We start from the raw sequence: 23,618 nt of genomic DNA, 5'->3' as shown, positions 1-23,618 counted from the left end.
CCGTCTACTTGCGTCGCTCGCGCTTCTCCCGCACGCGCACGTTGATCCGCACCGGTGAGCCGTCGAAGCCGAACTGCTCACGCAGCTTGCGCTCCAGGAAGCGGCGGTAGCCAGCCTCGAGGAAACCGGTCGTGAACAGCACGAACGTCGGCGGACGGGTCGCCGCCTGGGTCGCAAACATGACCTTGGGCTGGCGACCGCCTCGAACGGGAGGCGGGGTACCCGCGATGATGTCCTTGAGCCAACCGTTGAGCTGACCGGTGGAGATGCGCTTGTCCCACGAGTCCAGCGCGGTGTCGAGCTGCGGAACGAGCTTCTGCACCGAACGACCCGTCGACGCAGAGATGTTGACCCGACGCGCCCAGGGCACCCGGGCCAGGTCGCGGTCGATCTCCTTGTCGAGCTGCAGGCGCCGGTCCTCGTCGACGAGGTCCCACTTGTTGAACGCGATCACCAGCGACCGGCCGGCCTCCACGATCATCGTCAGCACCCGCTGATCCTGCTCGGTGATGGGCTCCGATGCGTCGATCAGCAGCACCGCCACCTCTGCGGCGTCGATGGCCGCGCGCGTACGCAGCGAGGCGTAGTACTCATGGCCGCTGGCGGTGTTCACGCGCTTGCGCAAGCCGGCGGTGTCGACGAAGTTCCACAGTCGCCCACCGAGTTCCACCAGCTCGTCGACGGGGTCGACGGTGGTTCCGGCAACGTTGTCGACCACGGCCCGATCGGAGTCGGTCAACTTGTTCAGCAGCGAGCTCTTGCCCACGTTCGGCTTGCCGACCAACGCGACGCGGCGCGGACCGGCCGGCTGACCGAAGTCACGCGGCGTCTCGGGCAGCACCTCGAGGATGGCGTCGAGCAGATCGCCCGCTCCACGACCGTGCGCCGCCGACACCGACCGCGGCTCACCGAGGCCCAACGACCACAGCGCGGCGGCTTCGGATTCGACACGCTCGTCGTCGACCTTGTTCGCCGCCAACAGCACCGGCGTCTTCGAGCGGCGCAGCACGCGTGCGACGGCCTCGTCGGTCGCGGTGGCGCCGACGGTCGCGTCGACCACCAGCACCACGGCGTCGGCGGTGTTCATCGCGAACTCGGCCTGACGGGCGATCGCCTGACCCATGCCTTTCGCGTCGGGCTCCCAGCCGCCGGTGTCCTGCACCAGGAACCGTCGACCCGACCACACCGCGGCGTACGACACCCGGTCGCGCGTCACGCCGGGGATGTCCTCCACCACGGCCTCACGCCGACCGAGGATGCGGTTGACGAGCGTCGACTTGCCCACGTTCGGTCGTCCGACGATCGCGACGGTCGGCATGGCAACTGCGTCGCCACCTTCTCCGTCGTCGCCGAATTCACCGATCTGCCAATCGGCTTCGTCCGACCACACACCGTCGACGCCGCCGAGATCGAAATCCTGTTGGTCGGTCATGCGCGTGCTCCGATACGGTCGGTCGCCAACTCGACGAGGTGGTCGATCACCTGCTCGATGGTCATGTCACTGGTGTCGACGGTGATCGCGTCGTCGGCGGGACGCAGCGGCGACAGCGCGCGCGTCGAATCGAGGTGGTCGCGACGTTCCACCGCGGCCAGCACCTCGTCGAAGTCGCTGGGGCGTCCCTGCGAGAGGTTCTGGTCGTGACGTCGCTGTGCGCGGGCGGCCGCGCTCGCGGTGAGATAGATCTTCAGCTCGGCGTCGGGGAACACGACGGTGCCGATGTCGCGTCCCTCCACCACGGCGAACTCGCCGGCGACAATCTGGCGTTGCAGCGCAACCATCTTCTCGCGGACGGCGCCGACCGCCGACACCGAGGAGACCGCGGACGTCACCGCGTCGGTGCGGATCTCGCCCGAGACGTCCTCACCGGCGAGGGTGACCGCATGCGAATCGGGGTCGTTCGACAGCGTCATCTCGACGTCGGCGACGGAATCGGCGATGGCGTCGGGGTTCTCGAGATCGGCGTCGGCACGCAGGGCGGCCAGGGTCGCCACGCGATACATGGCGCCGGTGTCGAGGTAGCGGGCGCCGAGGCGGTCGGCGACACGACGCGACACACTCGACTTGCCGGTGCCGGCGGGTCCGTCGATCGTGATGATCGCAGGTGTCGCGGTCACATTCCCACCGCCTTGTACAGCGCGCCGACCTCGTCGCGTCCGAGCACCCGCAGGCTGCCCGGACGCTGGTTGCCGAGGTGCACGGCACCGATCTCGGTGCGCACGAGGTTGAGCACGGGGAACCCGACGTGGTCGAGCATGCGTCGCACGATCCGCTTACGCCCTTCATGCAGAACGAGTTTCACCAGAGCCTGGCCCTCGAGGATCTCCAGCACGGCGAAGCCGTCGACCGACACCGGGCCGTCGTCGAGTTCGACACCGGCCTTCAGGGTGCGTCCGAGGCCGCGGGGCGGGATGCCCTTGACCGTCGCGAGGTAGGTCTTCGGTACCTCGAAGGAGGGGTGCATGAGTCGGTGCGCGAGCTCGCCGTCGTTGGTGAGCAGCAGGAGCCCCTCGGTGTCGGCGTCGAGGCGACCGACGTGGAACAGACGCTGTCCGGCCATCACCCGTTCGGCGACCACATCGCCGACGCACGGCCGGTTCTGGTCGTCGGACATCGTCGACTGCCAGCCCTTCGGCTTGTTCAGCGCGAGGTACTGCAGGGTCTCGTCCATCACCACGCGGGCGCCGTCGACACGGACCACCGCGGTGGTCGGGTCGATCCGCATGCCCTGCTCGGTGACGATCTCGCCGTCGACGTCGACGCGACCGGCGGCGATCAGCTCCTCGGCGCCGCGGCGCGAGGCGACGCCGGCCTGCGCGAGCACCTTCTGCAGCCGCACGCCATCGGCGACGTAGTTGGCGCCGTCGCCCTCGGGCGTGACGTTCTGGATCTTGGCGGGCTTGGCGTTGTTGATGCGCTCCTGGCCGCGGCGCACGCTCGGCGCGGCGCCCTTCGCGACGTGGGCCGTTCCCTTGCGGTGCGGCTTCTTCGGCCGGCCCGGGGAGTTACCGGTACGCGCGGCGTTCGAGGTGGTCTTGCTTCGGTCCGGTCTGCCGTCTCGGCTAGCGGGTGTCATGTCTAATCCAGTTCTGAGGTGGTGAGGTCAATCCTCGAGTCTGCCTGCCGGGAGTCCATCTTGGCGAATCGGGGATCGTTGATGATCTCGTCGTCGATGTCGTCGATGATGTCGACATCGGGCAGCAGCGGCGCCAGATCGGGCAGCTCCGCGAGCGACGCGAGACCGAGTCGTTCGAGGAACAACTCGGTGGTGCCGTACATGGTTCCACTGGTCTCGGGGTCACTGCCGGCCTCGCGGATCAACCCACGGGCGAGCAGCGTGCGCATCACGCCGTCCACGTTCACGCCCCGTACCGCGCTCACCCGGGTGCGGGTGACCGGTTGGCGGTAGGCGATCACCGCGAGGGTCTCGAGCGCGGCGCGTGTCAGCTTCGACCGGACCCCGTCGAGGAGGAGTTTCTCCACGTAGGGGGCGTAATCGGTGCGTGTGTAGAGCCGCCAGCCATCGCCGGCGTACCGCAGGTCGATCCCGCTGGACCGCTCGGTGAGCTCCGCCTCGTAGGCCCGCAACGCCTCGGCCACACGCTCCTCGGGTTCGCCGACGGCGTTGGCCAGCGACTCGGTGGTCACCGGCGAGTCGACGACCAGCAGCATCGCCTCCAGCGCCGACCGCAGTTCGTCGTCGGCGAGGGCGTCGTGGTCGTCGTGGTCGTCGTGGTCGTCGAACAGCATGTCCTCGGTCATCGGTCTCTCATCCGTAGTCGTCCGCACTCGTCACGGTGATCTCCTCGGTGTCGCGTTCACCGGTCCACGACACGTGCAATGTGCCCAACGCCTCACTCTGTTCGAACTCGATGGCCCGTTGGCGGAACAGTTCCAGCAGCGCGAGGAACCGGGCGACCACCTCGAGACCGTTCGCGCACTCCGAGACCAGCGTCGAGAAGTTCACCCACTGCTTGGCGCCGGCGACCCGCAGGATCTCGGTCACCCGCACCACCTGCTCGGGCACCGACACCGCGTCCACGTCGTGCAGGTGCGACAGCCCGACACGCGGCACCGGCTTGGGCGCCATCGCCGTCGCCGCGACCTCGGCGAACTGTCGCGCGTCGACACCGAGGGTCACCTCCGGCAGCAGCTTCTCGTACCGCGCCTCCAACGACACCGCGCGCGGATAACGCTGCAGCGCGGCCGCTTCCAGCTCGGCGAACAGCGCGGCGACCTGCTTGTACGCGCGGTACTGCAGCAGCCGGGCGAAGAGGAGGTCGCGGGCCTCGAGCAACGCGAGGTCGTCGGGATCCTCCACCTCACCGCGCGGGAGGAGTCGCGCGGCCTTCAGATCGAGCAGGGTCGCCGCGACCACCAGGAACTGCGTGGTCTGATCGAGGTCGACGATCGACCCGATCTTCTTGGTGTAGGCGATGAAATCGTCGGTCACCGCGTGCAGCGCGACCTCGGTCACGTCGAGCCGACGGCGACTGATCAGGTCGAGCAACAGGTCGAACGGTCCGGAGAAGTTCGCCAGCGAAACGTTGAACACCGACGGATCGAACTCAGCGACCGCGTCTGTCGTGTCGACGGTGCCCGTAGCGCTCGCCGGGTCGTCGGTCATCACGATCGGCCGGTGCGGTGCAGCACCTCTCGTGCGAGCGCCCGGTACGCCTTCGCTCCCCCGGACTTCGGTGCCCACGAGGTGATCGGCTCGCCGGCGACACTGGTCTCGGGGAACCGCACGGTGCGGCTGATGACGGTGTCGTACACGCGCTCGCCGAACACCTCGACCACGCGCGCCATCACCTCCCGCGAGTGCAGGGTGCGTGCGTCGAACATGGTCATGAGGATGCCGCCGAGGCTCAGCCGCGGGTTCAGCCGGTCGCGCACCTTGTCGATGGTGTCGGTGAGCAGCGCGAGTCCGCGGAGGCTGAAGTACTCGCACTCCATCGGGATCAGCACGGTGTCGGCGCAGGCCAGCGCGTTCACGGTCAGCAGGCCGAGCGACGGCTGGCAGTCGATGAGCACGTAGTCGTAGCGGTCGAGGATCGGGTGCAGCGCCCGGCCGAGCGTGTGTTCGCGGCCCACTTCGTTGACGAGCTGGATCTCCGCGGCCGAGAGGTCGATGTTGCTGGGCAGCAGGTCGAGTCCGTCGACACGGGTCCGCATCAGGACGTCGTCGACCGACACCTGCGGCGGCACCAGCAGGTTGTGCACGGTGAGGTCGAGATCGTGGTGCGGGACCCCGAGCCCCGCCGACAGGGCGCCCTGCGGGTCGAGATCCACGAGCAGCACGCGGCGACCGTATTCGGCGAGCGCGGCACCGAGGTTGATCGTCGACGTGGTCTTGCCGACGCCGCCCTTCTGGTTGCACACCGCGATGACGATCGCGGGGCCGTGTCGGTCCAGGGGCTGGGGTTCGGGGACCTCGCGGGTGGCCCGCCCCGTGGGGCCGACACCCTCGGGTTCGGCCGAGACGTCGGCCTGCGCCGGTCCGCGCGACGGGGTGTCGATGGTGAAGCTGTACTGCTCGAGCGGAGCATCGCGCGACGGGGCACCCTGGGCCGGTGGCTGGGGCGTGGTCACGTTGTCGATGCTCCTGTCACGAAAATGGGTCGTCGATCGCAGATCAGCCTAGTGCGTCACGCCGTCGAGACGGCGACGCATCGCCGTCACCGGGCCCGCGGGTGTGCGGTTGCGTAGACCTCACGCATCGCCGACACGGTGACCAGCGTGTACACCTGCGTGGTCGTCACCGAGGCGTGTCCCAGCAGTTCCTGCACCACACGGACATCGGCGCCGCCGTCAAGCAGATGGGTGGCGAAGCTGTGGCGCAGCGTGTGCGGCGACACCGCCTTGTCGAGACCGGCGCGCTGCGCGGAGTCGGCGAGCACCTGCCACGCGCTCTGCCGCGAGAGCCGACCGCCGCGGGAGTTGAGGAACAACGCCGGGTTGAACTTCGAGACCAGCGCCGGCCGACCGCGCACCAGGTAGGCGTCGAGGGCCTCGAGCGCCGGTCCGCCCACGGGGACGAGGCGTTCCTTACCGCCCTTGCCGCGCAGCAACACCGCACCGGTCTCGGAGGTGACGTCCTCGATGTCGAGCGACACCGCCTCGGAGATCCGCGCCCCGCAGCTGTAGAGCAGTTCCATCAACGCCCGATCCCGCAGCGTGCGCGGTGTCTCCGAGGGGCCCGAGCCACCCGCGGCCTCGAGGATCGCGATCACCTCGTCGACCGGTAGTGATTTCGGCAGCCGTCGGGCCGCTTTCGGGGGACGCACGGCGTGCGCGACGTCGGTGGCCGCCATCGATTCGGCGACCGCGAACTTGTGCAGACCTCGTGTGGCCACGAGGGTGCGTGCGACCGAACTGTCGGCGAGTGGTTTCTCGTCGCGGTCGGGGTCGCCGCGGCGCAGCGCCACGAGGAATTCGCGCACGTCCTCCTCGGCGACGTCGCCGAGGTCGTCGATCTGTCGTGACACGAGGTACCGCTGATACCGCAGGAGGTCGCGGCCGTAGGAACTCAGCGTGTTCGGCGCGGCACCGCGTTCGACGGCGAGGTGATCGAGGTACCGCCGGATCTGGCCGCCCAGCGTCGTGTCGTCGAGTTCCATTGGCCCACGGTCATTTCCGCGCGGCGTGGCGACGATCGAGTGCCGTGGGCTGATCGACCCACGGCGAGTCGGGGTCGCGGAGGTCGGCGCCGGTGGCGCGGACGTGGGCCAGTGCGAGGATGCCGCACACGCTGGTGACGTTGACGACCTCACCGGCGAACACCATGGCCACGGCGTCGTCGAGCGGGATCCAGTCGATGTCCATGTCGGCTTCTTCGTCGTGCGCGTCGGGGCGGTCGACGGTGTGCAGCCCCTCGGCCACGAACACGCGCAGCGCCTCGTCGGTGAAACCCGGTGACGAGGCGACGTCGACGAGGGTGTGCCAGCGGTCGGCCTCGACGCCGACCTCCTCCATCAGTTCACGCCGTGCGGCCTCGACCGGTGATTCGTCGCCACCGGAGTCCATCAACCCGGCGGGGAGCTCGCGGAGTCGGCGCCGCACCGGGTGCCGATATTGGGTGACCGTGGCGATGGCACCGTCGTCGTTGCACGCGACGATGGCCACCGCGCCGTGGTGTTCGACGACCTCGCGTCGGGCGGTCCGATCGCCCGGCATCGTGAGCTCATCGACCCGTAGCGCGAGGATCGCGCCGTCGTAGACGGTCTCCGAACCGATGACGGTGAAGTCGAACGGCTCGCCGCCCGGAGACGACGCTGGGGTCACGCGCTCACCTCGGCGGCGCCGGACTCGGGTTCGGGATCGCGTGCGGTCTCCTCGTCCTCGCCGTGCACGTTCACCGGGAGCCGTTCGGCGGCCTTGTATTTGAGCGCTGCCACGACGAAAGCCGCGAACAGCGGGTGCGGACGTGTCGGTCGGCTCTTGAGCTCCGGGTGCGCCTGGGTGGCGACGAGGAAGGGGTGGATCTCCCGCGGGTACTCGACGAATTCGACGAGGAGCCCGTCGGGTGAGGTGCCCGAGAACCGGAGACCGGTGGTGGCGATCTGGTCGCGGTAGGTGTTGTTCACCTCGTAGCGGTGGCGATGGCGCTCGGACACCTCGGTGGTGCCGTAGGCGTTCGCGACGACCGAACCGCGTTCGAGCACAGCCGGATACGCGCCGAGACGCATGGTGCCGCCGAGATCGGCCTCACCCGCGACGGCCTGTTCCTGATCGGCCATCGTCGAGATCACCGGGTGGGTGGTGTCGGGGTCGAACTCCGCGGAACTGGCGTCGGTGAGGCCGGCCTCGCGGGCGGCCTCGATCACGATGCACTGCAGGCCCAGGCACAACCCGAGCAGCGGGATGCCGCGGCGGCGGGCGAAGCGGACCGCGCCGACCTTGCCCTCGATGCCGCGGATGCCGAAGCCGCCGGGGATGAGGATCGCATCGACATCGCCGAGATGTTGCTGTGCACCGGCGTCGGTGGCGCACTCGTCGGACTGCACCCAGCGGATCTCGACCTTGGCCCGCGCGGCGAACCCGCCGGCGCGGATGGCCTCGGTGACCGAGAGGTACGCGTCGGGCAGGTCGACGTACTTGCCGACGAGCGCGACGGTGACCGACTCGCGCGGCTCGTGCACCCGCTTGAGCAGTTCGCCCCAGATGGTCCAGTCGACGTCGCGGAACGGCAACCCCAGCTTGCGCACCACGTAGGCGTCGAGCTGTTCGCGGTGCAGCACCTTGGGGATGTCGTAGATCGACGGTGCGTCGGGGGTGGAGATGACGCCCTCGATGTCGACGTCACACATCAGCGCGATCTTGTTCTTGAGCGGCTCGGGGACCTCGCGGTCGCAGCGCAGGATCAGCGCGTCGGGCTGGATACCGATGTTGCGCAGCGCGGCCACCGAGTGCTGCGTCGGCTTGGTCTTCAACTCCCCCGACGGCGCGAGGTACGGCACCAGAGACACGTGCAGGAAGAAGACGTTGTCGCGCCCCACGTCGTGGCGGATCTGTCGTGCGGCCTCGATGAAGGGCTGCGATTCGATGTCGCCGACGGTGCCGCCGATCTCGGTGATCACCAGGTCGGGCTCGTTGCCGTCGGCGTCGGGAAGGCGCATCGCGAGGATGCGGTTCTTGATCTCGTCGGTGATGTGCGGGATCACCTGCACGGTGTCGCCGAGGTACTCGCCGCGGCGTTCCTTGGCGATGACGGTCGAATACACCTGTCCGGTGGTCACATTCGCGCTCTGCGACAGGTTCCGGTCGAGGAAGCGTTCGTAGTGGCCGACGTCGAGGTCGGTCTCGGCGCCGTCCTCGGTGACGAAGACCTCACCGTGCTGGAACGGGTTCATCGTCCCGGGGTCGACATTGAGGTACGGATCGAGCTTCTGCATGGTCACGCGGAGCCCGCGTGAGGTGAGAAGTTGTCCGAGGCTGGAGGCGGTCAGACCTTTGCCCAGCGAGGATGCGACACCTCCGGTGACGAAGATGTGCTTGGTGCCTGATGGTGCATGACGCAGTGGTCGCAACGCTTCTCCCGATTGGCCGGAGCGGGTCGGAAAACCTGCTCGCCTACGGGGCTTTACCGTAACACCTCCGGCGCCGGACGTACCGCCGGCGAGACCCCGGGGGTGTCACGGCCCCCGGGAACGGCCTCAGGTGGCCGGGGCGATCGCCGACGCGCCGGGACCCGAGCCGTACGCGCCCGGACGTCCACGCTGGGCATCGGCGAGTGCGAGAGCGGTCACGATGCGACCGGTGGATTGATCGACGTTGTCGACCGAGGCGACCACGCGGGACAGTGACGCGTCCGCGCGCAGCACCCCGATCGGCGACGATCCGTCGGCCGATCCGCTGCGTCCGGCCATCACGGTCCCGGATCCGCGTGCCCCGAACGAGGCCGCGAAACGGGCGATGAGCTGACCTCGTGCACCGGCGTTGTCACCGAGGGATCCACCGGTGACGACCACGGCGAGCTGCGCCGGGTTGACGGCGTTGTCGACGTAGGTGATGAACCCGCCCTGGCGCAGCGCCTGCAGTCCGGCGGAGATGTCGGTGTCCGACGGGCCACCGGGGGCGTCGACCTTGCGCTGCAGCAACAGACCCAGCAGGTCCCCGACCCGCCCACCGGAATCGGTCAGCTCGGTGCGCAACGACGCGCCGGACGGGATGGCCTGATCGATGATGCTGGTCAGCTTCTGCGCCGACGCGTCACCCACCAGTTCGTCGGTGAGCCCGATCTGGCCGGCGAACGTCGCCCCGGACTGGTTGAGGGAGGTCTTCACTGCCGCGATGTCGGCCTCGGCCGCACCGGGTGCGGTGACCACGAGGACCGAACGGTTCGCGAGGAGACCGCGCAGCAGGCGCGGCGAGATCGCGTCGTTGAACGAGTCGGCCGCGTTGACCTGAGCACTCAGGGTGTCGTTGTCGGAGCGGAGGGAGGACGACGAATCGTTCCCGGAGTCGATGCGATCGGCGACGAAGCCCGATCCGAGCACCACGCCGACGGCGAGCGCGAGGAAGACGGCGACGAGCGAGATCGCATGCTGGCGCAGCGAGATCACGAGCTATCGGTTCCAGGCGTCCCTGGCCCAGGCGTAGCCACGGTCCCATTCGGCCACGATCCAGTCGGCGATCTCGCCGCCGGTGTTGCTCATCACGAGTGCGACGATGATCGCGGCCAGCGCGGCGAGGACGAGCAGTGCGATCGCGGCACCGGAGACACGGCTGCGGTACAGCGTGGCAACGGCTTTCGCATCGACCAGCTTCGGTCCGACCTTGAGGCGGGTGAGGAACGTCGACGGGTTCGACTCGCGGCGGCTCCGGTCGAAGAAGTCGTCGAGTGACGCTGACGTGCCGACGGTGACGATGAGCGCCGCGCCGTGGAAGTCCGCGAGCAGCAGCGCGAGGTCGGCTGCCGAACCCGCGGCCGGGAAGGTCATCGCCCCGACACCGAGATCCTGGATCCGTTCGAGGCCGACGGCGTGGCCGTCGGGGTCGGCCGGGAGCACCACCTGCGCACCGCATTTGAGCGTCGCCGCCCGCATGGCCTCGGGGTCACCGACGATGAGGTCGGGTCGGTACCCGGCACGCATCAGCGTGTCGGCTCCACCGTCGACGCCGATGAGGACCGGCGCGTACTCCTTGATGAAGGGCTTGAGCTTCTTGAGGTCGAGCTCGTGCTCGGCGCCGTCGGCGACCACCACGACGTGTCGGTTCTTGAGGTCGACCTCGACGTCGGGCACACCGACACCGTCGATGAGCAGCGGCGACTCACTACGGATGAACTCGATCGTGTTGCCGGAGAACGCCTCCAGGTGGTCGACGAGACCCGACTTGGCCTCGATCATCAGCTTGGCGACCGCGCGCTCGTCGAGTTCGGTGCCGCGCGCCAGGCGGTTGCCGCCGACGTAGACGTTGCCCTCGTCGATGCGGATCTTGGATCCGTCCTTGATGCGGCGGAACACCTCCGGGCCCACGTCGTCGATGAGGGTGATCCCCGATGCCACGAGCACCTCGGGGCCGAGGTTGGGGTAGCGACCCGAGATCGACGGGGAGGCGTTGACGACGGCGGTCACGTCGGCCTCGACGAGACGGTCGGCGATCACGCGGTCGAGGTCGAGTTCGTCGAGGACGACGATGTCGCCGTGTCCGACGCGCTCGAGCAGGCGCGAGGTGTTCTTGTCGACCCTGGCGATCCCGCTGAATCCGGGCAGGGTGTCATCGGTGCGGGAGAGCAGGGCTGGCATCTTCATGACGCCCATGATCGGCCCGAGGGTGAACACGGGCACGGAGGCGCGCCGTAACATTCGCCACTTTTGTCACATCAGTAACAGGCGTCGACGGGGTCACCGGCCACGGATCAGGCCAGCGCCTTCTCCCGGTCGGCGGTGGCGAGCAGCTCCTCGGCATGCGCGCGGCCGGTGTGCGAATCGCCCAGTCCGGCGAGCATGCGCGCCAGTTCCGCGACACGACCCGAGTGGTCGAGGGTCTCGACCGAGCTGGTCACCGCACTCTTTCCGGTCGTCTTGCCGATGAGCAGGTGGTTGTCGGCGAACGCCGCCACCTGCGGCAGGTGGGTGACGACGATGACCTGGTGGCTGCGCGCCAGGGCGGCCAGGCGCTTGCCGATCTCCACCGCGGCGCGGCCGCCGACACCGGCGTCGACCTCGTCGAACACCATCGTCGACCCGCCGTCGGGCCCCGCGAGCACCACCTCGAGGGCGAGCATCACGCGCGAGAGTTCGCCACCCGATGCCGATTTCGCGATGGCGAGCGGCACCGCACCCGAATGCGCGGCGAGGGTGAACTCGACACGGTCGACTCCCCCGGACCCGGCGTGCAGTCGCGTCCCGTCGACGACGAGGCTGCGCGGGTCGCTCTCCCCCGACTCGTCGGGGGACACCGTGACCTCGAGCGTCGCGTCCTTCATGGCCAGCCCGCCGAGTTCGCGGCTCACCTTCGTCCCCAGCGAGCCCGCCGCCTTGGTCCGTGCGGCGGTCAGCGTCGCCGCGACACCGACCAGCGCGGTCGTCGCCTCCTGCGCCGCGGTCTCCAACGCCTCGATCGACACCGACGAGTCGTCGATCTCGGCGAGGCGGCTGCGCGCGGAATCGCGCCACGCCAGGACACCGTCGATGTCGGGAGCGTACTTGCGGATCAGGTTCTTCAGTTCGGACTGCCGGACGAGCACCTTCTCCAGTTCCGAGGCGTCGGCGGGGAGCCCGTGGAGGAATCCGGCGAGTTCCTCGCCGATGTCGCCGACCACCGACAACGCCTCCTCCACCCGCGGGAGCAGATCGCGCAGCGTGGGTTCGGACGTGGATCCCAGCAGGGTGCGGACCTGCCCGAGCAGGTCGATCGCGGCGGCCGCGTCGGCGTCGACGGCATCGCCGTCGAGATCGGCCTGACCGGTGATCGCGGCGTGTGCACCGGCGGCGACCGAGCGGACCTCCTCGAGATCGCCGAGACGGGTCACCAGTGCGGCCAGCTCGAGGTCTTCGCCGGGTGTCGGCTCGACGGCGTCGATCTCGTCGAGCGCGTACCGCAACCGGTCGGCCTCCTGTGCCAGCTCGCGGGAGTTGCGGCGACGCATCTCGAGCTGGTCGACGGCGTCGATCCATGTCTGCCGCGCCGCGCGATACGCGGTCAGCGCCTTCGCGACCGGCTTGCCGCCGAAGCGGTCGAGGGCGTCGCGCTGGTGGTCGGGTTTGAGCAGCCGCAGCTGGTCGTTCTGGCCGTGGATGGTCAGCAGGCTGGTGGTGAACGCACCGAGGGTCCCGACGGGGACCGAGCGTCCGCCCAGATGCGCCCGCGAGCGACCGTCGGCGCTCACCGACCGCGCCGCGATCACAGTGTCGTCCTCGTCGCGTTCGGCGCCGGCCGACTCGAGGATCTCGTCGACGCCGGTGAGCGACGGATCGACGCGGAACCGGCCCTCCACCGTGGCCCGGTCGGTGCCGGTGCGCACTCGGTCGCCGTCGCCGCGCACACCGGACAGGAGGTGCAGGCTGGTGACGACCATCGTCTTGCCCGCGCCGGTCTCGCCGGTGAGGACGGTGAAGCCGTCGTGGAATTCCGCGGCGGCGTCGGCGATGACACCGAGTCCGCTGATCGCTAGTTCTTCGAGCACGTCACACCTGCCTGCCCCGCCAGCCGGTGACGGGAAGATCGAATTTGGTGACCAGTCGGTCGGCGAACGGATCGGAATCGATCCGCACCCACTGCAATGGCCGCGCACCGCGCACCACCTCGATGCGCGCACCCGGGGGGACGTCGATGGTGCGCCGGCCGTCGCACGAGACAATGGCATGCTGCCGCGACCGTTCCACCTCGATGGCGATCACCGAGTTCGGGCTGGTGACCAGGGGACGGGTGAACAGTGCGTGGGCATTGCTGGGGACCACGAGGATGGCCTCGAGATCGGGCCACATGACCGGCCCGCCCGCGGAGAACGCGTACGCGGTGGAACCGGTGGGTGTGGAGACGAGGATCCCGTCGGCGCCGTAGGAGGCGACGGGGCGACCGTCGACCTCGGTGACCACCTCGAGAACACCCTGGTTGCCGGGGTTCTGGATGCTGGCCTCGTTCAGCGCCCAGGTGCGGGCGATGACGTCGTCGCCGTCGACGATGACCGACACGTCGAGCGTCATCCGCTCCTCGACGCGGTAGTCGCCGCGGATGAGCTGATCCATCACCGCGTCGACACGGTTGGCCTCGGCTTCGGCGAGGAATCCGATGCGGCCCAGATTGATCCCCAGCACCGGGACCGACGACGGGTAGGCCAGTTCGGCGGCGCGCAGGAAGGTTCCGTCACCGCCGAGGACGATGACGATCTCGCAGCCCGCCGCCGATTCCTCGTCGCCGCGGGTCACCTCGACATCGGCGCCGAAGCTCCGCAGCTCGGCCGGATCGACCGGGTGCACCGCGCGCGGATCGGATGCCTTGCCGCGGAACGAGCCCGCGATGTCGTGCTCGACGACGCGCATCCCGACACCGGCGTCGGCGCAGTGTCGGGCGATCGCCGCCATCGTCTCGGTGACGATCGCGCGGCCCGTGTGCGCGACGACGAGGAACTCGCGATCGGTCCCCACGCTTCGCGCCCCCACCTGTGTCACCGGGGTCCTTCCTCGATCGCCGTCGTGATGGCGGCGAATGTGTCGTCATCGATCTCACCGTGCGCTGAATCGACGTCTTCCCTATCGACGTCGGGGACCGGGTCGATGGTTCCATCCCGCCGCAACCACAAGAAGTATTCAACATTTCCCGACGGTCCCGGCAGCGGGCTGGCCACCGCGCCCACCGTACGCAGGCCCAGCGCGAGCGCGCGGGCCGCGACCCCACACACCGCGTCGCGGCGCAGGCCCGGATCCCGCACCACACCACCGGATCCCACCCGCTCGCGACCCACCTCGAACTGCGGCTTCACCATCGGCACCACATCGCCGCCCGGTGCGACGCACGCCGCGAACGCCGGTAACACCAGGCGCAGCGAGATGAACGACAGATCAGCGACCACGAGGTCGACCGGTCCCCCGATCGCCTCGGCGTCGAGATGACGGACGTTGACCCGGTCCCGGACATCGACCCGGTCGTCGGTCTGCAGGCGCCACACGAGCTGGCCGTACCCGACGTCGGCGGCGACCACCTCCCGCGCACCCCGGCGCAACAGGACGTCGGTGAACCCGCCGGTCGACGCGCCGGCGTCGAGGGCACGACGACCCTCGACGGACAGACCGTCGGGCGCGAACGCGTCGAGCGCACCGATCAACTTGTGTGCCCCGCGCGACGCCCACTTCTCGGTGTCGTTCTCCGACACCACGATCGGCGTGTCACGGCCGACGTTGGTGGCCGGTTTACCCGCCGCGACACCGTTGACCGCGACGTGGCCCGCGACGATCAGATCACGCGCCTCCTCGCGCGAACGGGCCAGTCCCCGCCGCACCAGTTCGGCGTCGAGGCGTGCCCGCGGCGCCATCAGCGGTCACACACGGTCGAGCTGCTCGAGGGCCGTGGTGAGCACGTCATGAGCCTGTTCGAGGAGTTCGGCCTGAGCGGACAGAGGTGTCAGATCGACCGGACCGTCGTGCGCATCGTGATCGGACGCCGCGCGACGGACCTCGTCGACACGGTCGAGGAGGTCGGCGACCCCGCGCACGACGGCGTCGGGGTCGACCCGGGACGTCTCGGCGGACGCCGCGGTGGCGCCGAAGCGGCCGGGCATCTGTGCGGGCGACGGATGGCTCATCGCTTCGAGACGCTATCGGAGTCGACGCCGTATCGCTTCAGGGCCGCGGCCGTGGTGTCGTCGTCGACGACGAACGTCACCTCGCGTGCCGACTCCGGGAGCCCGGCCGCATACGCCGCATGCAGCACCGCGGCCGGCAGGGCGTCGGGATCGCCATCGGTGCCGGCGATGCGGATGACCGCGTCGTCGACGGAGACCGTCCATCCGTCGACGGGTCCGACCGCGCTCGACCCGGCCGGGCGCGTCAACGCGCTCAGGTCACCGCCGATGTGGGTGGGGCGTTGATCGGGCGCGGCGCACACGGCGTCGGCGAGGGACGCCACACCGGTGAGGACGAGGAGGCTGTCGGCGCCGACGGCGGCGGCACCGGCGATGTCGGTGTCGAGGCGGTCACCGACGACCAGCGGGTGCTGCGACCCGCTGCGGGCGATGGCGTCGCGCATCAGCGGCTCGGCCGGTTTGCCGGCGACGAGTGGTGTCGCGCCGGTCGCGTGGGCGACTGCGGCCACCATCGAGCCGTTGCCGATCATGAAGCCCCGCTCCGACGGCAGGGTCGGGTCGATGTTGCAGGCGATCCAGAGCGCGCCGTCGGCGATGGCGAGCACGGCCTCCGACAACTGCGCCCAGCCGGTGTCGGGCGAGTGTCCCTGGACCACGGCCTGCGGCCGGTCGGCGGCGCTGCGCGTCACGCCGATGCCCACCTCACGGATCTCCTGGGCGAGGCCGTCGGTACCGACGACCAGTGCCCGCGACCCGGGCTCGAGGTGCTCCGCCAGAAGGGCCGCGGCGCTCTGCGCGCTGGTGACGACCTGATCGGCCTGCGCGGTGAAGCCCAGCGACGTCAGGTGGTCGGCGACCTCGGGGGCGCGGCGGCTGGCGTTGTTGGTCACGAAGTAGGCGGGCGCGGTCACCTGCGCCAACGCCTCCTGCGCACCGTCGATCGCCTCGCCCCCGGCGAACAGCGTCCCGTCGAGATCGCAGAGGATCGCGTCGTACCCGTCGGCCAGGGTGTCGCCCGCGGCGTCGCCGGTCACGTCGGTCTCCTCGTTCGGTGTCGGCGTGGCCGCCGCGGTGGGTTCGGGCTCGGTGGGTTCGGGCTCGGTGATCACGGGTTCGGTGACCACGAGTTCTGCGACAGCGGGCTCGGGCGCGGCGGCCACAGGCTCGGAGTCGACGGGCGCGGGGGCCACAGGCTCGGGGGCAACAGGCTCGGGGATCTCGACGGGCTGCGTCTGGAGGAGTTCACCCTCGTTGTCGTCCTCGTCGCCGAAGTGCTCGGCGAATCCCTCGGGGTCGGTGAGCTCCATGAGGCGCAGCTCGGCGTCGGTGACATCGTCGACGTCGGCGGCCGCGGCGTTCATGAACCAGGTGACGGCGTCGTCGGTGCGTCCCGCGGCGTGCAGCGCGGTGGCGTAGGCGTAGAACAGGCGCGCCGGTCCGGTGCCGGTCTGCGACGGGTCGAGTCCCGCGGCCTGCAGGGTCACCACGGCCTTGTCGAAGTCGCCGAGGTCGATACGCGCGCCGGACTCGACGATCTTCATCTCGGTCGCCTCGTCCCCGGTCAGGGCACGGCCCTCGTCGCTGCGGGCGATGTCGATGGCGCGGTCCGGACGGCCCAGTCCCCGTTCGCAATCGGCCATCAGCGGCAGCAGCGTGGTCCCGCCGGACATACGCCGCGCGGCACGGAGTTCCGAGAGCGCCTCGGTCCACTCGTTGGCGTTGTAGGCCGCGATGCCTGCGGTCTCGCGGACCACCGCGATGCGACCGGCTCGCCGCCGGGCGGCTCGCGCATGTTCGAGAGCGAGCGCGGGATCCTCGTCGAGCAGTCGCGAGGTCATCACCAGGTGGCGCGCGACGGCGTCGGCATTGGTGCGGTCGAGGGTCAGGAGGTCCCGGCGGACCTCTCCGTCGAGATCCTGCGGCACCACGTCGTCCGGGATGGACGGCTCGGGTGGCCGGTTCGCGGATCCGGTGCCACGGCGTGGGCCGTCGTCGCGGCGACGATGGTCGGTGGCTCGAGAGCCCCGCTGTTCACGATCGGTCATTGTTGTCCTTCGGATCCACGCTGTGAAGTTTGTGGCGTAAGCATATCGTCTCGTTGTATGCACCCCATTCGGCACAGGGAACCCTCCGCCGCGTACCCCACAGCGTGAGGTTCCCGACGCCGACGTTCCGAGGTCGCCCCCTCGACGACCACATCGACGACGCCCTCGCCGCGGTCGGACTCGACGACCGGACCGACAAGCCGGTCCGCGGGAGCGGCCTGACCGCCCGCGTCGGCCTCCTGCTCGGCATCGCGTTCACCGTCTGCTTCGTCACCGGCCTGATCAGCCACTGGATCCAGCACCCGCCGGGGTGGTTCTACTGGCCCGCCAACCCGCCATGGCTCTACCGCGTCACGCAGGGACTGCACGTGATCAGCGGGGTCGTGGCGATACCTCTGCTGCTGGTGAAGCTCGGCGTGGTGTACCCGAAGTTGTTCGCGCGCCCGCGGATCGGGTCACCGGTGCGTCTGCTCGAACGATTGTCGATCGCGGTGCTGGTGGCCGCGGGCATCTTCCAGCTGTTCACCGGGCTGATGAACACCGCGCAGTGGTATCCGTGGAAGTTCTTCTTCACCACCACCCACTACGCGATGGCGTGGGTCGCCATCGGCGCGTTGACCGTCCACATCGCGGTGAAGCTGCCGATCATCCGGACCGCCCTCGGCGAACCCCTCGACGCCGACACCTCGACCGATGAGGCAGCCGAGGCCGCCCCCTCACACCGTGGTGTCCTCACCCGCCGAACCGTCCTGCGCGGTACCTGGGCGATCGCCGCCCTGACGGCAGTGGCGTACGCGGGGCAGTCCGTCCCGTTCCTGCGCTGGGCCGCGTTCCTCGCGCCGAGATCGGGCGAGGGTCCGCAGGGCGTGCCGATCAATCGCACCGCGCAGGCCGCGGGGATCACCGACCGGATACGCGGCGCCGACTACCGCCTCATGCTCGCCGTCGGCGGTCGCGAGACGCCGATGTCGCTCGAGGCGCTGCGGTCGTTGCCGCAGACGACCCGCGACCTGCCTATCGCGTGCGTGGAGGGGTGGAGCGCCTCGGGCACCTGGCGCGGTGTGCGCCTACGGGATCTGCTCGCGACGGTCGACGACCGACGGGGACGGGACGCCCGCGTCGTGTCGTTCGATCGCGGCCTCTACGGGGTCACCATGCTGCCCGCGAACTTCGTCGACGACGACGACACCCTCATCGCCCTCGAACTCAACGGCGAGGTCCTCAGTCTCGACCACGGGTATCCGTGCCGACTCATCGCACCGAACCGGCCCGGTGTGCTGCAGACGAAATGGCTGTCGCGGATCGAGGTCCTGTGACCACCGCGATCCGGCTGGTACTCGCCGTCGCCGGCGTCGGGATGGCCGCGTACGGGGTGTCGCTGCTGTGGGACGTACAGACCGCCGACCAGATCTCGCTGCTCATCTGGCTCGCCGCGGGCCTCATCGCGCACGACGCGATCCTTGCGCCGGTCTACACGATGTTCGGTCACGCCGGTCGGCGCCTGCTGCCCTCGACGGTGTGGGCGCCGGTGCTGGTCGCCGGTGCGGCCACGCTGATCCTGGTGTTGCTGTCGCTGCCGGTTCTCGCCCCGCGCCCGGCCGACAAGACACCCGACAACGCGACCATCCTCGATCGCCCCTACGGCCTGGGCCTGGGGATCGTCGTCGCGGTCATCTGGGTGCTGGCGGCGGCGGTCGCGATCCGCAACCACCGCTCACTGCGCAGCCATCCGGCGTCAGGCGACCCGGGCCCGACAGACCGCGGGCGCGACCGAGTGCGGTAGCAGACGCGCGGTGTCGAGCGGCAGCATCAGCTGCACGTCGGCGTCGTCGAGGAAGCGATACGGGTTGCCGACGATGACGCCCGCCAATTGCCTACGCAAGCGCGACATCTCGGCGCGCACGGTGATCACGCGCGACTCGTCGCCGAACAGATCGTTCGCCATCTGTGCCGCGGTGCGGCCGGCCCGGTGTCGTGCGAGGAGATACAGGATCTCGGCGTGCCGTGGAGTGGGGGCGTTCGTCCATCCGCCGAGCGCGGTGTCGACGCGCACCGACGGTGCGCTGCCGTCGCGCAGATCGACCACCACCGTCGTCGGGACGTCGGAGGCGGCGCCGGCGTCGGCCCCCACGCGAACGAGCCATCCGCCGGGAAGGGGCTCCATGTCACACGACCCCAGCGACGGGAGCCACACACGCCCCGGTCGCAGGTCGTCGGGCAGTAGGATCCGGTTCCGGTCGGCCACCGATTCCACGGCGGCCACCCACCCGTGGGCGTCGACCGCCAGAGCCCGACCGGCGAGACGCGCCAGCATCGGGGCCGCGACGGACCGCAGCCGATCGAGCGTGCGGCGGTGCAGTTCCCGCAGATGCGACTCCGCCAGACGGGCGACCGCGTCGACCAGCGCGACGGTGGTCGGGTGGATCGTCGCCGCCGGCCCGCTCACGTCGACGACCCCGATGACCTCGTTCGTGCGGGCGTCGCGGATCGGTGCACCGGCGCACGTCCACGTGTGGTGACTGCGGACGAAGTGCTCGGCGGAGAACACCTGCAGCGCCCGCCCCGACGCCAGGGCGGTCCCGATGGCATTGGTCCCGACCGCGCCCTCGGCCCAGTCGGCGCCCTCGACGAACCCGAGCCGATCGGCGTTGGTGAGAACGCGGTTCGAGCCACTCCGCCACAGGACCCGACCGCCGCGATCGGCGATGACGAGGATGTTGTCGCCGTCGGTGATCACCGATTCGAGACCGCGGGCGAGATCGTCGACCACGTCGGCCAGGCCCGACTCCTGTCGACGGAGTTCGAGGTCGCCCACCGTCACCGACGGGCTCGTCCGGTTCATCCGATCGGGATCGGCGCCCTGCGCCAGGAGTCGAGTCCACGAGTCGTCGATGACCTCACGGGGCCGGGCCGGTGCCTTGTCCCCCGACATCGTCGCGTCGTAGACCTCGGTGAGGAGTTCTGCGTAGCGGCGTGGGTCGTCGCCCGCGTAGAGCGCGGGCTCGGGGGTCTCGGAACGGGTCATGATGGCACCAGTGTGCGCCTCGTCACACCGACGGGCAACGACACGCTCACCGCGTCGGGTCGACGAGGACCTTCATCTTCGTCCCCGCGTGCAACGCCTCGAAGCCCTGATCGACGACGTCCTCGATGGAGATGGAACTGACCCACCCGGTGGTGTCGTAGCCGCCCGACGCCATCAGGGCGATCACGGCCTCGAAGTCAGCGCCGGTGTAGCAGAGGGATCCTTGGATGCGCGCCTCCTTCATCACGAGATCGATCAACGGTGTCGTCAGCGGTTTCTCGTAGATCGCGACGCTCACCATGGGCTTGCGGGCGCCGACGCACGCGAGCGCCGATTCGATCGCGGGTGCTACCCCAGCCGCGTCGTAGACGGCGTCGACACCGCGGCCGTTTGTGGCGTCGGCGACGAGGGCGGGGACGTCGACCGCGGTGGGGTCGAGTGTTGTCGCCCCCAGCGCCTCGATGGCGGCCCGTCGCGTCGCCGATGGCTCGACCACGCGGATGTCCTCGAGGCCTTTGCCCCGCAGTGCGAACCACAACCCGATGCCGATGGGGCCGGCGCCGTAGATCATCGCCGTGTCCCCGTCGCCCACGTCACCGAGCGTCGCGGCGTGGTGGGCAACGGCCATCGGTTCGACGAGCGCTCCGAGTTCGAACGACACCGAGTCCGGCAGTCGGTGCAGCATGTCGGTCGGGACCACGGTGTACTCGGCCATGCCGCCGTCGGACATCAGCCCGTGGAAGCCGATCTGTGCGCAGACGTTGTAGGTGCCGGCCGAACACGGTCCGCAGTGGCCGCATCGGTACAGCGGTTCGATCGCCACACGGTCGCCCTCGGCGTACCCGGTGACACCCTTGCCGACCGCGGAGATCGTGCCCGCGAACTCGTGGCCGAGGATCAGGGGCAGCTCGGCGCCGGTCAGGGGATGCGGTGATGTCGGGATGAAGATCGGGCCGGCGTAGTACTCGTGCAGGTCGGTGCCGCAGATGCCGTTGTACGCGACGGCGATGGTGACCTGCCCCGGTCCGGGATCGGGTACCGGCACGTCGTCGATCGCGACCTTGTTGGGTCCGTGGTAGATGGCTGCTCGCATGGCTGGCTGCTTTCGTCCCGGCGCGGCATCGTCGCCCACCGATGCAGACCTGTCTATGTGACGGGCCACGTCGGCCGCCAGGGTTGCAACGCGCTGCAACCCTGGCGCCGGGACACCCACTGCGTGTGTTGTGGATCACAGCGCGGAGTCTTCGACGGTGAAGGCCCGGCGATCGACGACAGGGAGTCACATGACGCAGACCATCGAACCCACCGACCTCGCGGAGGCGTCCGCCGACGGCGCCGCGGCACCCGGGATCGACGATGCTCAACAGCGGATGGATCGCTGGCTGGCCGAGTTCGAGGCCGCGCTCGCGGTACGCGACATCGATCGCGTCGTCTCGGGATTCGTGACCGACTGCTTCTGGCGGGATCTGGTCGCGATGACCTGGAACCTGACGACGATGGAGGGCCACGAACAGCTGGCCGACATGCTCGAGGCCCGGTTACCGGAGGCCGATCCGAGCGGGTTCGTGACCGCGGAGCCCGCCACCGCCGACGGCGATGTGGTGTCGGCGTTCATCGAGTTCGAGACGGCCACCGGTCGCGGGAAGGGGCACCTTCGCCTACGACGCGGGGAGGACGGTGTCGACCGCGGGTGGACGTTACTCACCACGTTGCGTGAGCTGAAAGGCTTCGAGGAACCCCAGGGCGACCGACGCGTCAAGGGCGCCGTCCACGGACAGTCCGAGGACACGCGTTCGTGGGCGGAGCGGCGTGCGGACGAGGAGCGCGAGCTCGGATACACCGTGGATCCGTACACGCTCATCATCGGCGGCGGCCAGGGCGGGATCGCGCTCGGCGCCCGTATGCGGCAGATGGGTGTGCCGTCGATCGTGGTGGACAAGCACGAGCGCCCCGGAGATCAGTGGCGCAACCGCTACAAGTCGCTTTGCCTGCACGATCCGGTCTGGTACGACCATCTCCCCTACCTGCCGTTCCCCGAGAACTGGCCGGTGTTCGCGCCCAAGGACAAGATCGGCGAGTGGCTCGAGTTCTACACACGCGTGATGGAGGTGCCGTACTGGAACTCGACCACATGTCTCTCGGCGCAGTTCGACGAGAAGGACGGCCGCTGGACCGTCGAACTCGATCGCGACGGCGAGAAGGTGACGGTGCACCCCACCCACCTGGTGCTCGCCACCGGCATGTCGGGAAAGCCCAACGTCCCCGACTTCCCCGGTCAGGACGTGTTCGCCGGCGATCAGCACCACTCGAGCGCCCATCCCGGGCCCGACGCCTATGTCGGCAAGAAGGCCGTGGTCATCGGATCGAACAACTCCGCGCACGACATCTGCAAGGCGCTCGTCGAGAACGGCGTCGACGTGACGATGGTGCAGCGCTCGTCGACACACATCGTCAAGTCAGAGTCGCTGATGGATCTCGGTCTCGGTGATCTCTACTCCGAGCGGGCGCTGGCTTCCGGCATGACCACGGAAAAGGCGGACCTGACGTTCGCGTCACTGCCGTACCGGATCATGCACGAGTTCCAGATCCCCGTATACGACGCGATCCGGGAGCGTGACAAGGACTTCTACGACCGCCTCGAGGCTGCCGGCTTCGATCATGACTGGGGTGACGACGGTTCCGGCCTGTTCATGAAGTACCTGCGGCGGGGATCGGGCTATTACATCGACGTCGGTGCCGCGGAGCTCGTCGCCGACGGCACCATCAAGCTCGCCCACGGCAACGTCGATCACCTCACCGAGAACACTGTGGTGCTGTCGGACGGGACGGAGTTGCCGGCCGACGTGGTCGTCTACGCGACCGGATACGGATCGATGAACGGTTGGGCCGCAGATCTCATCGGCCAGGACGTCGCCGACAAGGTCGGAAAAGTGTGGGGCCTGGGCTCGGAGACCACCAAGGATCCGGGACCGTGGGAGGGCGAACAGCGCAACATGTGGAAGCCCACTCAGCAGCAGAACCTGTGGTTCCACGGCGGCAACCTGCACCAGTCGCGGCACTACTCGCTGTATCTCGCGTTGCAGTTGAAAGCGCGCTACGAGGGCATCCCGACCCCGGTCTACAAGCTGCAGGAAGTGCACCATCTGAGCTGAGGTCCAGACAGCACAAAACCCCTGTGACCAGTGGTCACAGGGGTTTTGTGAAGTTGTGTTCGGCGGTGTCCTACTCTCCCACACTGATTAGGGTGCAGTACCATTGGCGCTGGAGGGCTTAGCTTCCGGGTTCGGAATGGGGCCGGGCGTT

At 69.3% G+C, this 23,618-nt stretch carries 21 protein-coding genes and 1 rRNA gene; 3 read left to right on the top strand and 19 right to left on the bottom strand.

Annotated features, from left to right (window positions below; genetic code table 11):
* Positions 1 to 4: 4 nt before the first annotated feature.
* From der to ASG12_RS08120, 16 genes are all read right to left on the bottom strand, one after another.
* Positions 5 to 1,432 carry a ribosome biogenesis GTPase Der gene (gene der / locus ASG12_RS08195; RefSeq protein ID WP_055788002.1) on the bottom strand — a complete coding sequence of 476 codons (1,428 nt, stop codon included), beginning with the start codon at positions 1,430 to 1,432 and terminating at the stop codon, positions 5 to 7.
* Complete coding sequence (cmk, locus tag ASG12_RS08190; RefSeq protein ID WP_235456408.1) at positions 1,429 to 2,115, bottom strand: (d)CMP kinase; 687 nt, start codon at positions 2,113 to 2,115, stop codon at positions 1,429 to 1,431. The genes der and cmk overlap by 4 nt, the downstream gene beginning before the upstream one ends.
* Positions 2,112 to 3,074, bottom strand: coding sequence for a pseudouridine synthase (locus tag ASG12_RS08185; RefSeq protein WP_055788000.1), 963 nt, complete (start codon positions 3,072 to 3,074; stop codon positions 2,112 to 2,114). Before ASG12_RS08185 ends, cmk begins: the two co-directional genes overlap by 4 nt.
* A gap of 2 nt (positions 3,075 to 3,076) precedes the next feature.
* A complete protein-coding gene (gene scpB / locus ASG12_RS08180; protein WP_055787998.1) occupies positions 3,077 to 3,760 on the bottom strand; it encodes an SMC-Scp complex subunit ScpB in 684 nt (227 codons plus the stop codon).
* Positions 3,761 to 3,767: 7 nt separating this feature from the next.
* The gene (locus tag ASG12_RS08175; protein WP_055787995.1) at positions 3,768 to 4,625 is read right to left on the bottom strand and encodes a segregation and condensation protein A; all 858 of its coding nucleotides are present in this window, start codon (positions 4,623 to 4,625) and stop codon (positions 3,768 to 3,770) included.
* Complete coding sequence (locus ASG12_RS08170; protein WP_235456600.1) at positions 4,625 to 5,518, bottom strand: ParA family protein; 894 nt, start codon at positions 5,516 to 5,518, stop codon at positions 4,625 to 4,627. The genes ASG12_RS08175 and ASG12_RS08170 overlap by 1 nt, the downstream gene beginning before the upstream one ends.
* 158 nt (positions 5,519 to 5,676) lie before the next feature.
* Entirely contained in the window at positions 5,677 to 6,618 is a 942-nt protein-coding gene (gene xerD / locus ASG12_RS08165; protein WP_055787989.1) for a site-specific tyrosine recombinase XerD, read from the bottom strand.
* Positions 6,619 to 6,628: 10 nt separating this feature from the next.
* Entirely contained in the window at positions 6,629 to 7,282 is a 654-nt protein-coding gene (locus tag ASG12_RS08160; protein WP_055787986.1) for an NUDIX domain-containing protein, read from the bottom strand.
* Positions 7,279 to 9,027, bottom strand: a complete 1,749-nt coding sequence (locus tag ASG12_RS08155) for a CTP synthase (protein ID WP_055787983.1) — start codon at positions 9,025 to 9,027, stop codon at positions 7,279 to 7,281. Before ASG12_RS08155 ends, ASG12_RS08160 begins: the two co-directional genes overlap by 4 nt.
* A 126-nt stretch (positions 9,028 to 9,153) precedes the next feature.
* On the bottom strand, positions 9,154 to 10,062 hold the full coding sequence (locus ASG12_RS08150; RefSeq protein ID WP_055787980.1) for a copper transporter: 909 nt from the start codon (positions 10,060 to 10,062) through the stop codon (positions 9,154 to 9,156).
* Positions 10,063 to 10,065: 3 nt separating this feature from the next.
* The gene (gene steA / locus ASG12_RS08145; protein ID WP_045822994.1) at positions 10,066 to 11,253 is read right to left on the bottom strand and encodes a putative cytokinetic ring protein SteA; all 1,188 of its coding nucleotides are present in this window, start codon (positions 11,251 to 11,253) and stop codon (positions 10,066 to 10,068) included.
* 107 nt (positions 11,254 to 11,360) lie between these two features.
* On the bottom strand, positions 11,361 to 13,130 hold the full coding sequence (gene recN, locus ASG12_RS08140; RefSeq protein ID WP_055787976.1) for a DNA repair protein RecN: 1,770 nt from the start codon (positions 13,128 to 13,130) through the stop codon (positions 11,361 to 11,363).
* Position 13,131: 1 nt separating this feature from the next.
* The gene (locus ASG12_RS08135) at positions 13,132 to 14,028 is read right to left on the bottom strand and encodes an NAD kinase (protein WP_235456597.1); all 897 of its coding nucleotides are present in this window, start codon (positions 14,026 to 14,028) and stop codon (positions 13,132 to 13,134) included.
* An 83-nt stretch (positions 14,029 to 14,111) separates the two neighbouring features.
* Positions 14,112 to 14,975, bottom strand: coding sequence for a TlyA family RNA methyltransferase (locus tag ASG12_RS08130; RefSeq protein ID WP_055787970.1), 864 nt, complete (start codon positions 14,973 to 14,975; stop codon positions 14,112 to 14,114).
* 6 nt (positions 14,976 to 14,981) lie between these two features.
* Positions 14,982 to 15,245, bottom strand: a complete 264-nt coding sequence (locus ASG12_RS08125; RefSeq protein ID WP_235456370.1) for a hypothetical protein — start codon at positions 15,243 to 15,245, stop codon at positions 14,982 to 14,984.
* Positions 15,242 to 17,290 carry an HAD-IIA family hydrolase gene (locus tag ASG12_RS08120; protein ID WP_055787967.1) on the bottom strand — a complete coding sequence of 683 codons (2,049 nt, stop codon included), beginning with the start codon at positions 17,288 to 17,290 and terminating at the stop codon, positions 15,242 to 15,244. The genes ASG12_RS08125 and ASG12_RS08120 overlap by 4 nt, the downstream gene beginning before the upstream one ends.
* A 152-nt stretch (positions 17,291 to 17,442) precedes the next feature.
* Between ASG12_RS08120 and ASG12_RS08115 the strand changes: the two genes are divergently transcribed.
* Together ASG12_RS08115 and ASG12_RS08110 are read left to right on the top strand one after the other, a co-directional pair.
* Complete coding sequence (locus ASG12_RS08115) at positions 17,443 to 18,606, top strand: molybdopterin-dependent oxidoreductase (protein ID WP_055789320.1); 1,164 nt, start codon at positions 17,443 to 17,445, stop codon at positions 18,604 to 18,606.
* Positions 18,603 to 19,073 (top strand): hypothetical protein, encoded by a 471-nt coding sequence (locus ASG12_RS08110; protein WP_200932754.1) that lies wholly within the window; start codon positions 18,603 to 18,605, stop codon positions 19,071 to 19,073. The genes ASG12_RS08115 and ASG12_RS08110 overlap by 4 nt, the downstream gene beginning before the upstream one ends.
* Here ASG12_RS08110 and ASG12_RS08105 read toward each other — a convergent pair.
* On the bottom strand, positions 19,026 to 20,315 hold the full coding sequence (locus ASG12_RS08105) for a GAF domain-containing protein (RefSeq protein WP_055787963.1): 1,290 nt from the start codon (positions 20,313 to 20,315) through the stop codon (positions 19,026 to 19,028). The two genes, ASG12_RS08110 and ASG12_RS08105, sit on opposite strands and share 48 nt — an antisense overlap.
* Positions 20,316 to 20,361: 46 nt before the next feature.
* Positions 20,362 to 21,408: a 2,3-butanediol dehydrogenase gene (locus tag ASG12_RS08100; RefSeq protein WP_055787959.1), complete on the bottom strand. Its 1,047-nt coding sequence runs from the start codon at positions 21,406 to 21,408 to the stop codon at positions 20,362 to 20,364.
* A 190-nt stretch (positions 21,409 to 21,598) separates the two neighbouring features.
* Between ASG12_RS08100 and ASG12_RS08095 the strand changes: the two genes are divergently transcribed.
* A complete protein-coding gene (locus ASG12_RS08095; protein WP_055787955.1) occupies positions 21,599 to 23,467 on the top strand; it encodes an NAD(P)/FAD-dependent oxidoreductase in 1,869 nt (622 codons plus the stop codon).
* A 57-nt stretch (positions 23,468 to 23,524) separates the two neighbouring features.
* On the opposite strand, the gene rrf is transcribed toward ASG12_RS08095, so the two are convergent.
* Positions 23,525 to 23,618, bottom strand: a 5S ribosomal RNA gene (gene rrf, locus ASG12_RS08090); the annotation flags it as partial.

The organism is Williamsia sp. Leaf354 (assembly GCF_001424365.1).
Classification (GTDB): Bacteria; Actinomycetota; Actinomycetes; order Mycobacteriales; family Mycobacteriaceae; genus Williamsia_A.
Note: the sequence above shows the minus strand (reverse complement) of the source record. Positions and strands in the feature narration are given on the sequence as shown.

Excerpts from the sequence above, each read along its gene's own strand:
- ASG12_RS08095 (WP_055787955.1), top strand. The coding sequence starts at position 21,599 with ATGACGCAGACCATCGAACCCACCGACCTCGCGGAGGCGTCCGCCGAC.
- der (WP_055788002.1), bottom strand. The coding sequence starts at position 1,432 with ATGACCGACCAACAGGATTTCGATCTCGGCGGCGTCGACGGTGTGTGG.
- steA (WP_045822994.1), bottom strand. The coding sequence starts at position 11,253 with ATGAAGATGCCAGCCCTGCTCTCCCGCACCGATGACACCCTGCCCGGA.
- ASG12_RS08175 (WP_055787995.1), bottom strand. The coding sequence starts at position 4,625 with ATGACCGACGACCCGGCGAGCGCTACGGGCACCGTCGACACGACAGAC.
- scpB (WP_055787998.1), bottom strand. The coding sequence starts at position 3,760 with ATGACCGAGGACATGCTGTTCGACGACCACGACGACCACGACGACCAC.
- ASG12_RS08135 (WP_235456597.1), bottom strand. The coding sequence starts at position 14,028 with ATGGCGGCGATCGCCCGACACTGCGCCGACGCCGGTGTCGGGATGCGC.
- ASG12_RS08100 (WP_055787959.1), bottom strand. The coding sequence starts at position 21,408 with ATGCGAGCAGCCATCTACCACGGACCCAACAAGGTCGCGATCGACGAC.
- xerD (WP_055787989.1), bottom strand. The coding sequence starts at position 6,618 with ATGGAACTCGACGACACGACGCTGGGCGGCCAGATCCGGCGGTACCTC.
- ASG12_RS08130 (WP_055787970.1), bottom strand. The coding sequence starts at position 14,975 with ATGGCGCCGCGGGCACGCCTCGACGCCGAACTGGTGCGGCGGGGACTG.
- ASG12_RS08125 (WP_235456370.1), bottom strand. The coding sequence starts at position 15,245 with ATGAGCCATCCGTCGCCCGCACAGATGCCCGGCCGCTTCGGCGCCACC.
- ASG12_RS08120 (WP_055787967.1), bottom strand. The coding sequence starts at position 17,290 with ATGACCGATCGTGAACAGCGGGGCTCTCGAGCCACCGACCATCGTCGC.
- ASG12_RS08105 (WP_055787963.1), bottom strand. The coding sequence starts at position 20,315 with ATGACCCGTTCCGAGACCCCCGAGCCCGCGCTCTACGCGGGCGACGAC.
- ASG12_RS08185 (WP_055788000.1), bottom strand. The coding sequence starts at position 3,074 with ATGACACCCGCTAGCCGAGACGGCAGACCGGACCGAAGCAAGACCACC.